At 70.2% G+C, this 13,185-nt stretch carries 11 protein-coding genes and 1 pseudogene; 9 read left to right on the plus strand and 3 right to left on the minus strand.

Features of this window, described 5'->3' with window-relative positions; all coding sequences use genetic code 11:
• Nucleotides 1-148: 148 nt before the first annotated feature.
• A complete protein-coding gene (locus SB816_RS07155) occupies nt 149-1,099 on the plus strand; it encodes a LysR family transcriptional regulator (protein WP_064524845.1) in 951 nt (316 codons plus the stop codon).
• On the opposite strand, the pseudogene SB816_RS07160 reads toward SB816_RS07155, so the two are convergent.
• Nucleotides 1,096-1,955: pseudogene (locus SB816_RS07160) on the minus strand (hypothetical protein). The gene SB816_RS07155 and the pseudogene SB816_RS07160 overlap by 4 nt on opposite strands.
• Before the next feature lie 127 nt (nt 1,956-2,082).
• Nucleotides 2,083-2,550, minus strand: a complete 468-nt coding sequence (locus tag SB816_RS07165) for a CopD family protein (protein WP_054500928.1) — start codon at nt 2,548-2,550, stop codon at nt 2,083-2,085.
• Between the two features lie 209 nt (nt 2,551-2,759).
• Here SB816_RS07165 and SB816_RS07170 point away from each other — a divergent pair, with 209 nt between their 5' ends.
• The 8 genes from SB816_RS07170 to SB816_RS07205 all read left to right on the plus strand — a co-directional run bounded on the left by SB816_RS07170 (nt 2,760) and on the right by SB816_RS07205 (nt 11,276).
• Nucleotides 2,760-3,269 (plus strand): sigma-70 family RNA polymerase sigma factor, encoded by a 510-nt coding sequence (locus tag SB816_RS07170; protein ID WP_081273468.1) that lies wholly within the window; start codon nt 2,760-2,762, stop codon nt 3,267-3,269.
• Nucleotides 3,248-4,249 (plus strand): FecR domain-containing protein, encoded by a 1,002-nt coding sequence (locus tag SB816_RS07175; RefSeq protein ID WP_054500930.1) that lies wholly within the window; start codon nt 3,248-3,250, stop codon nt 4,247-4,249. Before SB816_RS07170 ends, SB816_RS07175 begins: the two co-directional genes overlap by 22 nt.
• A gap of 111 nt (nt 4,250-4,360) precedes the next feature.
• Nucleotides 4,361-6,979 carry a TonB-dependent receptor gene (locus SB816_RS07180; RefSeq protein WP_410546701.1) on the plus strand — a complete coding sequence of 873 codons (2,619 nt, stop codon included), beginning with the start codon at nt 4,361-4,363 and terminating at the stop codon, nt 6,977-6,979.
• A gap of 80 nt (nt 6,980-7,059) precedes the next feature.
• Entirely contained in the window at nt 7,060-8,106 is a 1,047-nt protein-coding gene (locus tag SB816_RS07185) for a hemin-degrading factor (protein WP_144655708.1), read from the plus strand.
• A gap of 10 nt (nt 8,107-8,116) precedes the next feature.
• Complete coding sequence (locus SB816_RS07190; protein ID WP_144655381.1) at nt 8,117-8,947, plus strand: hemin ABC transporter substrate-binding protein; 831 nt, start codon at nt 8,117-8,119, stop codon at nt 8,945-8,947.
• Nucleotides 8,931-9,929, plus strand: coding sequence for a FecCD family ABC transporter permease (locus SB816_RS07195; RefSeq protein ID WP_167517637.1), 999 nt, complete (start codon nt 8,931-8,933; stop codon nt 9,927-9,929). The genes SB816_RS07190 and SB816_RS07195 overlap by 17 nt, the downstream gene beginning before the upstream one ends.
• Nucleotides 9,926-10,714: a heme ABC transporter ATP-binding protein gene (locus SB816_RS07200; RefSeq protein ID WP_175189893.1), complete on the plus strand. Its 789-nt coding sequence runs from the start codon at nt 9,926-9,928 to the stop codon at nt 10,712-10,714. Before SB816_RS07195 ends, SB816_RS07200 begins: the two co-directional genes overlap by 4 nt.
• A 79-nt stretch (nt 10,715-10,793) precedes the next feature.
• On the plus strand, nt 10,794-11,276 hold the full coding sequence (locus SB816_RS07205; protein ID WP_049075718.1) for a YajQ family cyclic di-GMP-binding protein: 483 nt from the start codon (nt 10,794-10,796) through the stop codon (nt 11,274-11,276).
• A gap of 449 nt (nt 11,277-11,725) precedes the next feature.
• Here SB816_RS07205 and SB816_RS07210 read toward each other — a convergent pair whose 3' ends face one another.
• Nucleotides 11,726-13,174 (minus strand): AlkA N-terminal domain-containing protein, encoded by a 1,449-nt coding sequence (locus tag SB816_RS07210; RefSeq protein WP_269874422.1) that lies wholly within the window; start codon nt 13,172-13,174, stop codon nt 11,726-11,728.
• Nucleotides 13,175-13,185 lie beyond the last annotated feature (11 nt).

Raw genomic sequence — 13,185 nt, forward strand, 5'->3', positions numbered from 1 at the left:
CCGTAGCGGGCGGCCGGGTCGAAACGCCCGGTCCGTGGCGGACTGTAGCCAAGCCGGCCGCGCCTGCCCAATGCCGATGGCGCAAGACTCGCATATCGAATCCGATATGGTTCTTTGCAATCATTCGCTTACGGCATAGCATGGCGCCATGCGCGACGCCCAATCCTTGCCTTTCCTGCGCAGGCTCGACATGAACCTGCTGCTGACCTTCGACGTGCTCATGCGCACGCGCAGCGCCACCGCCAGCTCGCGCCTGCTGCACAAGACCCAGCCGGCCATCAGCCGCGACCTGGCGCGCCTGCGCCTGCGGCTGGAGGACCCGCTGCTGGTGGTGGTGAAGGGACGTTTCGTTCCGACCGAGCGGGCGCTGGAGCTGCACGCGTCGGTGCATGACGCGCTGGCGCAGATCGAGGCCGCGCTGCGCCCGCCCGAGGCCTTCGATCCGGCGCGCGCCGAAGGCGTGGTCAACATCGGCACCGGCGCGCACAGCGAGATCCTGCTGGCCGCGCCGCTGATCGAGCGGCTGCACCGCGCCGCGCCGGGCGTGACGCTGCGCTTCCAGTCGCTGCACGGCGATTTCGCGCCCGACGACCTGGAGGCCGAACGGCTGCACATCGCCATCGGCCTGTTCGGCAAGGTGCCGGCGCGCTTTCACCGCGATGCGCTGCACACCGACCGCCGCGTCTGTGTGCTGTCGGCGCGGCATCCCTGGGCCGCGCGCGGCGCCCTGACGCTGGCCGACCTGGGCGCCATCAAGTGGTTCGCGTTCGAGCAGATGTACGGCCGCGAGACGACCTTCGACCGGCTGCTCAAGCCGGGCGACGGCCGCATGGCGTTCTCGGCCTATCTCTCGGGCTTCGGCGTGGCGCCCTATGTGCTGGTGGACACCGACTACGCCACCACCATGCCGGCCAGCGTGGCGCGGGCGCATTGCCGCCATTTCCCGCTGGCGATGCTGGAGATGCCGACGCGCCTGCGGCGCATGGAACTGGCGATGGTGTGGGCGCGCCGCCAGCACGCTTCGCCATTGCAGGCGTGGTTGCGCGGCCAGGTGCGCGACGTGCTGCGCGAGCGCCTGGCCGCGGACGGCCCGGCTTAGCGGGCGACCGGCTTGCCGGTGGCCACGTCGATGGCCGAGCCGTCTTCCAGGCTGACGCGGTAGATCTCGCGCAGCACGTTGCCGGCAAAGCCGATCTCGACGATGGACACGTCCTTGAAGGTGGCCTGGATGCCGTCGGGCAGCGCGGCGTTGAATTTGGCGGACTCCTGCTTCATGGCGTCGGCCAGGCGCGCGTCGTACGGCGTCATGCTATAGACCAGCGTGGTGTGTGGGTTGTGGGCGCGCACTTCCTTGCCGTCCTTCATCACGTTGACGCCGCTCACGCCCATGGTCTTGACCAGCTCGCGGCCGGCGTCGGCCATCTTGGCGTAGACCGGGCCGGTCACGCGCGGCAGCGGGCCGTCGCGCAGCGGCGCCAGGGCGGCGGTGGTCACGGTGTTGTAGGCCATCATGGCCTCGAAGCCCGCGCCGCTCTTGACCACGCCCAGGTCCAGCCACCACGGGTGGCCCGCGCCCTTGGCCGCTTCGGTCGGATAGAAGTCCTTGAGCGTCACCTGCAGCGGCGCCGGGGGCTTGGGCAGCGCGCGCAGCATGCGCTGCGGCGTGGCGCTGTCGGCGCTGTGGATGTGGACACGGTCACGTGCGGGATATTGGGCGTTGCGGCCTCGGTATTCAGGCCCAGCGCGAGCAGGTCCTGCTTGAGCGTGCCGTTGACCTTGGCGTCCAGCACGGCGTTCACTTCCTTGGGCAGGCGGTAGACCACGCCGTAGGTGGTCTTGTGTTCACGGAAGGCGGGCTGCTCCAGCGCGCTGTTGTCGATGGGAGCGGCGAAGGCGGTCGAGAGAGCGGCCAGGGACAGGCCCAGAGCGGCCAGGGGCAAGACGCGTTTGATCATGGATTTTCCTTTTATGTTCAAGACCCGCGAGAGTCCGGTCCAGTGTGGCCACGCCGGATGTACGGCGTATTGCAACAGGGCAAAGAAATCCGATAGGCGGCCAAGCCGTGCCGATGGCTGCGCCCGGCTATAGCAGGAAGACGGCCGCCACGATCAGCAGCCCCAGCACCAGGTTGACGCCGACCCAACGGCGGATGCCCGCCATGGCCTGGCCGCCGCGCGGCCATTCCGAGGCGGCCACCGCCGCGCGCAGGCGCGGATAGAGCGCGGCGCGGATGTAGGCGTAGATGGCCGTCATCACCAGCCCGCCCGCGGCCATCACGGTCCAGGCGCGCGGCATGAAGAAGGCGCCACCGCTGCGCGCGGCCTGGGCCGCTTCCTGGCCGATCATGAGGGCGCCGGTCGCCAGGATCAGCACGATCGCGGCCCCCACCGCGTTAAGGAAGGGGCCGAGCACCGCGTCCATCAGGCGCAGCCGTTGCGGCGGCTCCAGTTGCGCGGCCGCCGGCCGCAGGAAACAGTGGGCGAACAGCATGCCGCCGACCCACAGGATCACGGCCAGCAGGTGGATGAGTTTGAGGGCGCTGTAGAGCATGGTGTCGGGCTTCGGAATGGGCCGCGTCGTCGCAATGCCGACGGCAAGGCCTGGCTGTGGGGACGGCGGCCGCGGGAGCGCGCGCGGCCGAATCTGTCCCCATGATATATCCCCACGACGCCCGGGCGGGCTTCTTGACGCATGCCACGGTTTTGCATTTAGAATGAGATTGATTTTTATTTGTAGTCAAGAAAGTTCGGGAGTCCATCGTGTCCAACCTTGCGCTAGCCTGCGGCGACGCCGTCCATCTGCTCTACCGCGCGCATCATGGATGGCTGCACAACTGGCTGCGGGGCAAGCTGGGCAACTCCTGCGATGCCGCTGACCTGGCGCAGGACACCTTCGTGCGGGTGCTGCGGCATCGGCACGAACTCGACGCGCTGCGCGAGCCGCGCGCCTACCTGACCACCATCGCCAAGCGTCTGGTGCTGAATCATTACCGGCGCCGCTCGATCGAACAGGCCTACCTGGACGCCCTGGCGACCATGCCCGAGGCCATGGCGCCGTCGCCCGAGCAGCGCCTGCTCATCCTCGAAGCGCTGCAGGAAATCGACGAGATGCTGGCCGGCCTGGCGCGCCCGGCGCGACAGGCGTTCCTGATGGCGCAGCTCGAAGGACTCAGCCACATCGAGATCGCCGCGCGGCTGAACGTGTCGGTGCGGTCGGTGCATCGCTACATCGCCAAGGGGTACGAACAATGCATCATGGCGGTGATGTGAGCGTCCAATGGGGCGTGGCGGGCGAGCTGCCCGCCGTCGATCGCCAGGTCGCGCGCGAGGCGGCGCGCTGGCTGCTGCGGCTGAATTCCGAGCACGCCACCGATGCCGACATCCGCGCCTGCCAGCAATGGCGCGCCAGCAAGGCCGAGCATGAACATGCCTGGCAGCGCGCGCAGCGCGTCAACCAGCGCTTCGGCCTGATCCCGGCATCGCTCGGCATGGCGGCGCTGAACCGGCCGGAGTCGGCCGGCCGGCGCGCGGCCCTCAAGACGCTGGCCGCGCTGATCGTGGCTGGGCCGGCGGGCTGGGCCGCCTGGCGCGCCAGCCCGTTCGAATGGACCGCCGACTACCGCAGCGCGACCGGCGAACAGCGCCAGGTGGCGCTCAGCGATGGTTCTTCCATGCGCCTGAACACCGCCAGCGCGGTCGACGTCCTGTACGGCGCCGACCTGCGGCTGGTGCGGCTGCGTGCCGGCGAGATCGCGGTCCACGCGGTGGCCGAAGGCGGGGTCCATCCGCGGCCCTTCGTGGTGCGCACGAGGCAGGGCGATATCCGGGCGCAGGCGGCGCGCTTCTGCGTGCGCGAAGACGGTTCGGCCTGCCGCGTCAGCGTGCAGGAGGGCGGCGTGACGCTGCGCCGCGGCGACGCCAGCCTGGCGCTGACGGCCGGCGAGCAGGCCTGGCTGCGCGACGATGAAGCGCCGCGCATCGAGCCGGCCGATCCGCATGCCGCCGACTGGACGCGCGGCGTGCTGCACGCCAGCGCCTGGCGCCTGGACGCCTTCGCGGCCGAGCTGGGCCGTTACCGCCCCGGTGTGCTGCGCTGCGATCCCGAGGTCGCCGGCCTGCGGATCTCCGGCGCCTTCCAGTTGCGCGATACCGACGCGGTGCTGGCGGCCCTGCCGTCCACGCTGCCGGTGCAGGTACGTTACCGCAGCGCGTATTGGGTGACGCTCATGCCGCGCGCGGGGCAGGCATGAATCGTCGTTGTTACAAAAAAGCCGGGGCGGGCTGTCCGGTTGGCGTTGGTCAAGGGTCATGGTCAGTAGAGGCATACGAATGCCGATACCCGTTGGATCGAAAGGACGACCATGGCTCACTTTCCCGCCAGCCGCCTCCGCGGCACCCCCTTGAACCGAGAGGCTCCATGCCGATTGACCCGCCTGTCCCTGGCGTTGCGCATCGCCACCGCGCTGGCTGCCCCGGCCGTTGCGCTGTGGCCGGCCGCCGCGGCGCTGGCGCAGATCGCGCCGGCCGAGCAGGCGCGCGGCTACCGCATCCCGGCCGGCCCGCTGGCCGAGAATCTGTCGCGCTTCGCCGACAACGCCGGCGTCACGGTGCTGTTCGACGCGGCGCTGGTGGGCCAGCGGCGTGGCGCCGGCCTGAACGGGGAATACTCCGTGGCTGACGGTTTCGCCCGCCTGCTGGCCGGCAGCGGCCTGGCCGCGCGCGAGCGCAGCCCGGGCGTGTTTGTGCTGCAGGCCCTGGCCCCTGCCGGCGTGACGCAGTTGACGCCGGTCACGGTGGAAGGCGAGGGCACGGCGATCACGCCGGCGTGGGAGACCCGCAGCGACCGCAAGCGCCTGGACGACGCGCAGGTGCGCGGTTGGAGCGACCTGGGCAAGCGCCTGGAACCGGGCGTGAACTTCAACCGCCAGAACAACAGCATCAACATCCGCGGACTCGACCAGGATCGCGTGCTGACGCGGGTGGACGGCATCCGCCTGCCGTGGCTGGATGACGGCGCGCGCGGCGTCAAGGGCGGCCTGGAGGCGGTGGACTTCAACTCCCTGTCGCGCCTGGACATCGTGCGCGGCGCCGACGCCAGCGCGGGCGGCTCGGGGGCCATCTCCGGCATGGCCGACCTGTACACACTCGATCCCTCGGACCTGCTGAACGACGGCAAGACCTTCGGCGCGTTGGCCAAGACCGACTACGACACCGCCGACAGCAGTTGGGGCGCCAACGCCGCGCTGGCCGGACAGATCCACAGCGATACCTTCTGGCTGGTGCAGGCGGGCGTGCGCAACGGCCATGCGCTGGACAACCGCGGCGACGTCGGCGGCTATGGCCCGCGCCGCAACCAGCCGACGCCCGAGGACTACGACCAGCGCAGTTTCCTGCTCAAGCTGCAGCAGCGCGTCGAGGGCGGCCACCGCTTCGGCCTGACCGGCGAATACTTCAAGCGCAAGGCCACGCAGGACAGCATGTTCGAACAGGGGCCGGGCACCAGCTACCTGATCGGCGGGAACACCACCCGGAAGGAAACCGAGCGCCAGCGCGTGTCGCTCGATTATTCCTACAAGGCGCCCGCCGAGGGCGGCTGGATCGACAGCGCCACGGCGGTGGTGTATTGGCAGCGCATGCAGCTCGACAGCGCGCTCGATGGCGAACGCAGCCGCGATGCGCGCGCCAACATCATTCCCGGCGATCCGTTCAGCTATGGCTTCCCCAGTGGCGCCTACGGCCGCAACAACTCCATCCGCCAGACCATGTTCGGCGCCAATGGCGAACTGACCAAGCGGCTGGCGGGCAACACGGTGTCGCAGTTGTGGACCGTGGGCGGCGAGTGGTATGGCAACAAGACCGAGCAGAACTCCAGCGGCTACGACAACTGCCCCACCGTGCGGGCCGGCACGCCGGCGCCGTTCGGCCCGCGCACCTGCGACATGCTGCACACCAACCAGGCCGACGTGCCGCTGTCCAAGGGCAGCCAGTGGGCGCTGTGGATGTCAGACGAATTCAGCTTCGGCGATGGCCGCTACACCGTCATGCCGGCGCTGCGCTACGACCACTACGAGCAGAAGCCCAGGTCCACCGAAAGCTACGCCAGCAACCGCAACGGCGGCGTGTTGCCGCCCGGGAACAGCGGCGGGCGCTTCTCGCCCAAGCTGCTGACCACCTGGAAGGCGGCCGACGCGCTGAGCCTGTACGCGCAGTACGCCTATGGCTTCAAGGCGCCCAGCGCGACGCAGCTCTACACCAACTACGGCGGCCCCGGTACCTACCTGCGGGTCGGCAATCCCTACCTGAAGCCGGAAACCAGCAAGGGCTGGGAACTGGGCGCCAAGCTGGGTTCCGATTCGCTCGGCGGCGCGGTATCGTTCTTCGATAACCGCTACCAGAATTTCATCGACAGCAACGTGCCGCTGGATGCCAATTCGCGGCAATGGCAGCCGGGCTGGGCCGGGCAGTACCCGTTGGGCATCACCGGCAACGTCAACCGCGCCAAGGTGCGCATCTACGGCGCCGAGGCCAGCGCGCACTGGAAGTTCTCGCCGGGCTGGCGCACGTGGGGTTCGCTGGCGTGGGCCGTGGGCAAGGATGAAGGCACCGGCCAGTACCTGAACTCGGTGGCGCCGCTGAAGGCGGTGCTGGGCGTGGGCTATGGCCGCGACGTGTGGGGCGTGGACGCGCTGCTGACGACCGCCCTGCGCCGCAACAAGGTCGAATACCCGGAGGCCGGCGCCTCGACGCCCAACCGCGACTTCCAGGCGCCCGGCTACGGCGTGGTGGACCTCATGGGCTACTGGCGGCCGAAGGCGGTCAAGGGGCTGCAGGTGCAGGCCGGCGTGTTCAACCTGTTCGACAAGAAGTACTGGGAAGCGATCAACGTGCCGACCGCCGGCGCCACGGCCCTGCCGCGGCCGGTTGACTGGTACACGGAGCCGGGGCGCAGCCTGCGCGTCTCGCTGACTTATCAATACTGACCCGCGCTGCCGCCGCTGCGCGACAGCGGCGGCAGTCCTGATTTTCCATTCCGGCCGGAGAGACCGCAATGAACCAAGAAGTGAAGCATCCTGATTTCGCTACCCGCGCCGCCGAGCTGCGCGCCCGCAACGACGCGCTGGCGGCGTCCAGGCCCGGCCTGCGCGCCCGCAACCTGGCCCAGGAACTCGGCGTGTCCGAGGCCGAATGGGTCGCGGCCGGCTGTGGCGGCGTCAAGGCCACCGAACTGCACGGCCAGCCGCAGGAGATCTTCCGCGAACTGGGCGCGCTGGGCCCGGTGATGGCCCTGACGCGCAATGACTGGTGCGTGCATGAGCGCCACGGCGCCTACCTGGACATCCAGGCCGACGGACCGGTCGGCCTGGTGCTGGGGCCGGACATCGACCTGCGCGTGTTCTTCTCGTGCTGGAAGTCCGCCTGGGCGGTCGAGCAGGACGGCCGCCACAGCCTGCAGTTCTTCGACGGCGCGGGCGTGGCGGTGCACAAGGTCTACCGCACCGAAGCCACCGACGTCGCTGCGTATGACGCGCTGGTGGCCAGGTTCGCCGGCGATTCGCGCTGGCCCGAGACCGCGCCCTACGCGCCCGCCGCCGACGCGCCGAGCGTCGAGGACAGCGCCCGGTGGCGCCAGGCCTGGCTGGGCATGCAGGACACGCACGAATTCTTCCCGCTGCTGCGCAAGTTCAAGGTGTCGCGGCTGGCGGCGCTGGCCGCGGCCGGCGAAGACCTGGCGCAGACGGTGCCGGCGGAGTCGGTCGAGCGCATGCTGGAGTCGGCGGCGGCCAGCGGCCTGTCGATCATGTGCTTCGTGGGCAACCGCGGCATGATCCAGATCCACACCGGCCCGGTTCGGCAGTTGCGCCGCACCGGCCCGTGGTTCAACGTGCTGGATCCGACCTTCAACCTGCACCTGGACACCACCGCCATCGCGTCGGCCTGGGTGGTGAACAAACCCACCAGCGATGGCTGGGTGACGTCGCTGGAACTGTATTCGTCCAGCGGCGACCTGATCGCGCAGTTCTTCGGCGAGCGCAAGCCGGGCAAGCCGGAGCTGGCGGGGTGGCGTGAATTGATGTCGGGCCTGTGCCGCGTGCCGTTGGCCGCTTGAGGATGATGCAATGAAGAAATGGCTGGCGGTGGCGGCTTGGATGCTGGTGGCGGGCGCGCAGGCGGCGCCGCCCGAACGCGTGGTGACGCTGGGCGGCAGCGTGACCGAGATCGTGTACGGCCTGGGGCAGGGCGGCCGGCTGGTCGGCGACGATCAGTCCAGTCTGTACCCGGAGGCCGCGACCCGGTTGCCGCGCGTCGGCTATTACCGCGCGGTGCCGGTCGAAGGCGTGCTTGCGCTCAAGCCCGACCTGGTGCTGGCCTCGGAACAGGCCGGGCCGCCCGAGGCGCTCAAGCGCCTGGGCGAAGTCGGGGTGCGGCTGGTGAGCGTGCCGGACGCGCCGTCGGTCGATTCGCTCAAGGCGCGCATCCGCGCCGTGGCCGGTGCACTGGACGTGGCGCCGGCCGGCGAACAGATGGTGCGGGACGTGACGCGCGAGCTGGCCAAGGCCGAGGCCATGCCGGCCACGCGCGCGCGGGCGCTGCTGCTGATCAACCGCAACGGGGCGCCGCAAGGCGCGGGGCGCGGCACCGCGGCGGCCGAAGTCATGCACCTGGCCGGGCTGGACAACGTGCTGCACGGGCAGCAGGGCTACAAGCCGCTGTCGCCCGAGGCCATCGGCGCGCTGGCGCCCGACCTGATCATCGTCACGCGCGAATCGCTGCAGGCCAGTGGTGGCCTCGATGGCTTTGCGCGCCTGCCCGGCATCGCGGTGACACAGGCCGCGGCGAAGCGGCGCATCATCGTCATGGATGACCTGTTGATCCTTGGATTGGGCCCGCGGCTGCCGCAGGCGCTGATCCAGCTCAAGCAGGAGGCCGCGCATGCCATGGCGCGCTAACCCGCCGCTGGCGCTGGTGTTGCTGGCGGTGGCGGTGGTGGCGGCGGTGCTGGCGGCCAGCGCCAGCGGCGCGGTCTCGATTCCGTTGCGCGAGCTGCCGGCGCTGTTGTGGGGCACGCCCACGCCGGAGCAGGCGCTGTGGCGCAACGTGCTGATCGACATCCGCCTGCCGCGCGTGCTGCTGGCGGTGGTGATGGGCGCGGGCCTGGCGATCTCGGGGGCGGCGCTGCAGGCGCTGTTCCGCAACCCGCTGGCCGAGCCGGGCCTGATCGGCATTTCCGCTGGCGCGTCGCTGGGCGCGGTCATCGCCATCGTGATGACGCCGGGCGGCTTCTGGTACACCGCGCCGGGCGCCTTCATCGGCAGCCTGGTCGCGACGCTGTCGGCCTATCTGGTGGGACGGCGCGTGCCGGGCGTGGCGGGGCTGCTGCTGGCGGGCGTGGCGATCACCGCCATCGCCTTCAGCCTGATCGGGCTGTTCACCTTCATGGCGTCCGACGCGCAACTGCGCGACCTGACCTTCTGGAACATGGGCAGCCTGGCCGGCGCCAACTGGAAGCTGCTGGCTTTCCTGGGGCCGTGGGTGCTGCTGCTGTCGCTCTGGCTGATGCGCCAGTGGCGCGTGATGAACGCGCTGCTGCTGGGCGAGCGCGAGGCCCAGCACCTGGGCTATTCGCTCAAGCAGGCGCGGGCGCGGCTGGTGCTGGCCTGCACCCTGATCGTCGGGCCGCTGGTGGCGGCCAGCGGCACTATCGTGTTCGTCGGGCTGGTGGTGCCGCACCTGGTCCGCATGACGCTGGGCGCCAACCATCGCCTGCTGCTGCCCGCTTGCCTGCTGGGCGGCGGGCTGGTGATGACGCTGGCGGACTGGCTGGCGCGCGTCGTGGTGGTGCCGGCCGAACTGCCGATCGGCCTGGTGACCGGGCTGGTGGGCGGCCCCTTCTTCCTGTGGCTGCTGGCGCGCGGCCGGAGGCACGGTTGATGCTGGCCGCCGAGAACCTGAGCCTGGCGCGCGACGGCAAGCGCATCCTGGACCGCGTGTCGCTGGCAATCCAGCCCGGCGAAGTGGTGGGCCTGCTGGGCAGCAATGGCGCCGGCAAATCGACCCTGCTGGGCGCGCTGTCGGCCGAGCTGGGCGCGGATGGCGGCAGCCTGACGCTGGATGGGCGGGCGCTGGGCGGGATGCCGCCGCGCGAGCAGGCGCGCAAGCGCGCGGTGCTGCCGCAGAAGCCCGGGCTGACCTTCGACCTGGGCGTGCGCGAAGTGGTGGCAATGGGCGCCTATCCGTTTCCGGAACTGTCGCCGGCCGAGGTCGACGAACTGGCGCGGCAGGCGCTGGAGTGGGCCGACGTCAGCCACCTGGATGGGCGCCGCTATCCGCAACTGTCGGGCGGCGAGCAGCAGCGGGTGCAGTTCGCCCGCGTGCTGGTGCAATGCCGCGCGGCGCGCGCCCAGGGCGAAGCCCGCTACCTGCTGCTGGACGAACCGACCGCCAGCCTCGATCCCAAGCACCAGGCCGACCTGATGCGGCGGGCGGCGCAACTGGCGCACGAGGGCAACACGGGCGTGCTGGTGATCCTGCACGACATGAACCTGGCGGCGCGCTGGTGCGACCGCCTGCTGCTGCTGAGCGGCGGCCAGGCGGTGGCGCAGGGCACGCCGGCCGAGGTGCTGACGCCGGCCAACCTGTTCCTGGCGTACGGCATCCAGGCGCAGGTGATGCCGCATCCGTTGCAGGCGGACCGGTTGCTGGTGCTGATGGCTTGATGGGCGCCAGCCCCGCTAAAATGGGGCATCGCGGCGGCCGCGGCCGCCTTTCCCTCATCTACCGACAGGACTTAGTGTCATGCCTACTTTCGACGTCGTTTCCGAAGTCGACAAACACGAACTCACCAACGCCATCGACCAGGCCAACCGCGAGCTCGCCACCCGTTTCGATTTCAAGGGCACGGATGCCAAATTCGAACTGGATGGTTTCGTGGTGACGCAGGTGGCGTCGAGCGCGTTCCAGCTCAAGCAGATGCTGGACATCCTGCGCGGCCGGCTGTCGGCGCGCGGGATCGACGTGCGCTGCCTGGATGTGGCGGATCCGCTGGAGAACCTGGGCGGGGCGCGGCAGAAGATCACGGTGAAGCAGGGGATCGAGCAGCCGGTGGCCAAGAAGCTGATCGCGGCGATCAAGAACGCCAAGCTCAAGGTCGAGAGCCAGATCAACGGCGACAAGCTGCGGATCAGCGGGAAGAAGCGGGATGATCTGCAGACGGCGATTGCGTTGTTGAAGAAGACGGATGTGGATTTGCCGTTGCAGTTTGAGAATTTTCGGGACTGACTGGTTTGATGCGGCGGGCGCGTTCGTAGGCCGCCCGTTGCGCGGGGCGCCTGGGGGGTGGGCGCCCACGATTGCGGTCCGGAGCGTTCGCTCCGGACTTCCCCGTTGTCATCTTCGTCACAGCCTACGGCTGCTCCTTCAGATTCCCTCGGGCGCATCGAGGTTGCCCACCCCCCGGGCGCCCCGCGCAACGGGCTACCGGCGTCTGGGTTTGCGGCGCTGTCAGGTCAGTGAGGGGGCGGAGAGATTTGCGTTGCCCGCAAAGACCGGCCGCGCGGGCGGCCGGTCTTTGCATACGCATTGTGCTGCGCCGAGGGGGTGTGCGCTGCGCGCTCGCGGGGGGGCTAGAGGCTTTTCCGGAGATGCTGGGTTTTGGTCTTGTTGGACAGGCCCATTGGGGTGACTCGCGCTTGCATGGCGGCACGGCCCGTTATTCCTCTTCAATTTCTTCAGTATTCCGCCCACAGATGCTGGGCCGCATAGGCGCGCCAGGGGCGCCAGGCTTCGGCGCGGGCCAGGAGCTGGGCGGGGGTGTATTCGCGGGATTCGAGTTTTTCCAGCGCGCGGATCAGGCCGATGTCGGAGGCGGGGAAGGCGTCGGGTTCGCGCAGTTGGCGCAGGGCGATGTATTGGGCGGTCCATTCGCCGACGCCGCGGATTTCGCGCAGGCGGGCGACGGCGGTGTCGAGGCTGTCGGTGGTGTCGAACAGCCGCGGGTCGGCCAGGGCGGCGGCGGCGACGGCGGACAGGGTGGCGGCGCGGCTGCGGGGCATGCCGAGCGGGGCGAGGTCGACGGGGGCGACGGCGGCCGGGGTGGGGAACAGGTGGGTCAGATCGCCGTCGGGTTGCTCCAGGGGTTGGCCGTGGGCGGCGACGAGCTTGCCGGCGAGCTTGATGGCGGCGCCGACGGTGATCTGCTGGCCGAGGACGGCGCGCAGGGCGAGTTCGAAGCCGTCCCAGGCGCCGGGCACGCGCAGGCCCGGGCGGGCGGCGGTGAGGGCGGCCATGACGGGATCGTGGGCAAGCTGGGCCGCGAGCGCGGCGGGGTCGCTGGCCAGGTCGAAAACGCGGCGCAGCCTGGCGATGATGGTGGGCAGGGCATGCAGTTGGGGAAAACGGACGGTGGCCTGCAGTGCGTTGCCCGTGCCGGGTTCGACCCGCACGGTGCCCTGGGCGCCGTCCAGCCCGATGGTGCGCGTGTAGCTGTCGGCCGTGACCCGTTCGATGCCGGGGATGGCGCGCACGCGCAGGAAGTCGAGCATGGCAGTCCAGTCGTAGGGCGGGCGGTAGCGCAGCAGCAGTTTGATTTCGCCCTGCGGGCCGGCCGAGATGACGGGCTTGCCGGAGCGGCGCAGTTCGCCCGGCGCGCGGCCGAACAGGGCCAGGAAGCTCTCGTTGAAGCGGCGGATGCTGCCGAAGCCGGCCGCGAATGCGATCTCGGCCATGGGCAGGCGGGTTTCGTGGATCAGTTGCTTGGCCAGCAGCACGCGCCGGGTCTGCGCCACGGCCACCGGCGACGCGCCCAGGTGCTGGCGGAACTGCCGCCGCAACTGGCGCTCGCCTACGCCCAGGCGCGCGGCCAGGGCGTCGACGCCGGCTTCGTCGAGCGCCCCGAGTTCGATCAGGCCGAGCGCGCGCGCGACGCTGTCGGGCAAATCGCGGGCGCGACCGGCGGCGGGCGCGGTTTCCGGGCGGCAGCGCAGGCAGGGGTGGAAGCCCGCTTCCTGTGCGGCCGCTGCCGTGGGGTAGAAGACGACATTGCGCGACAGCGGCGTGCGCGCCGGGCAGACCGGGCGGCAGTAGATGCGGGTGGTCTTGACGGCGGTGAAGAAGCGGCCGTCGTAACGGGCGTCGCGCACGCGGATGGCGCTGTAGCAGGCGTCGTGGTCGAGGTTCATGAGGCCATGCT

The organism is Achromobacter sp. SIMBA_011 (assembly GCF_046535435.1).
Classification (GTDB): Bacteria; Pseudomonadota; Gammaproteobacteria; order Burkholderiales; family Burkholderiaceae_B; genus Achromobacter; species Achromobacter dolens.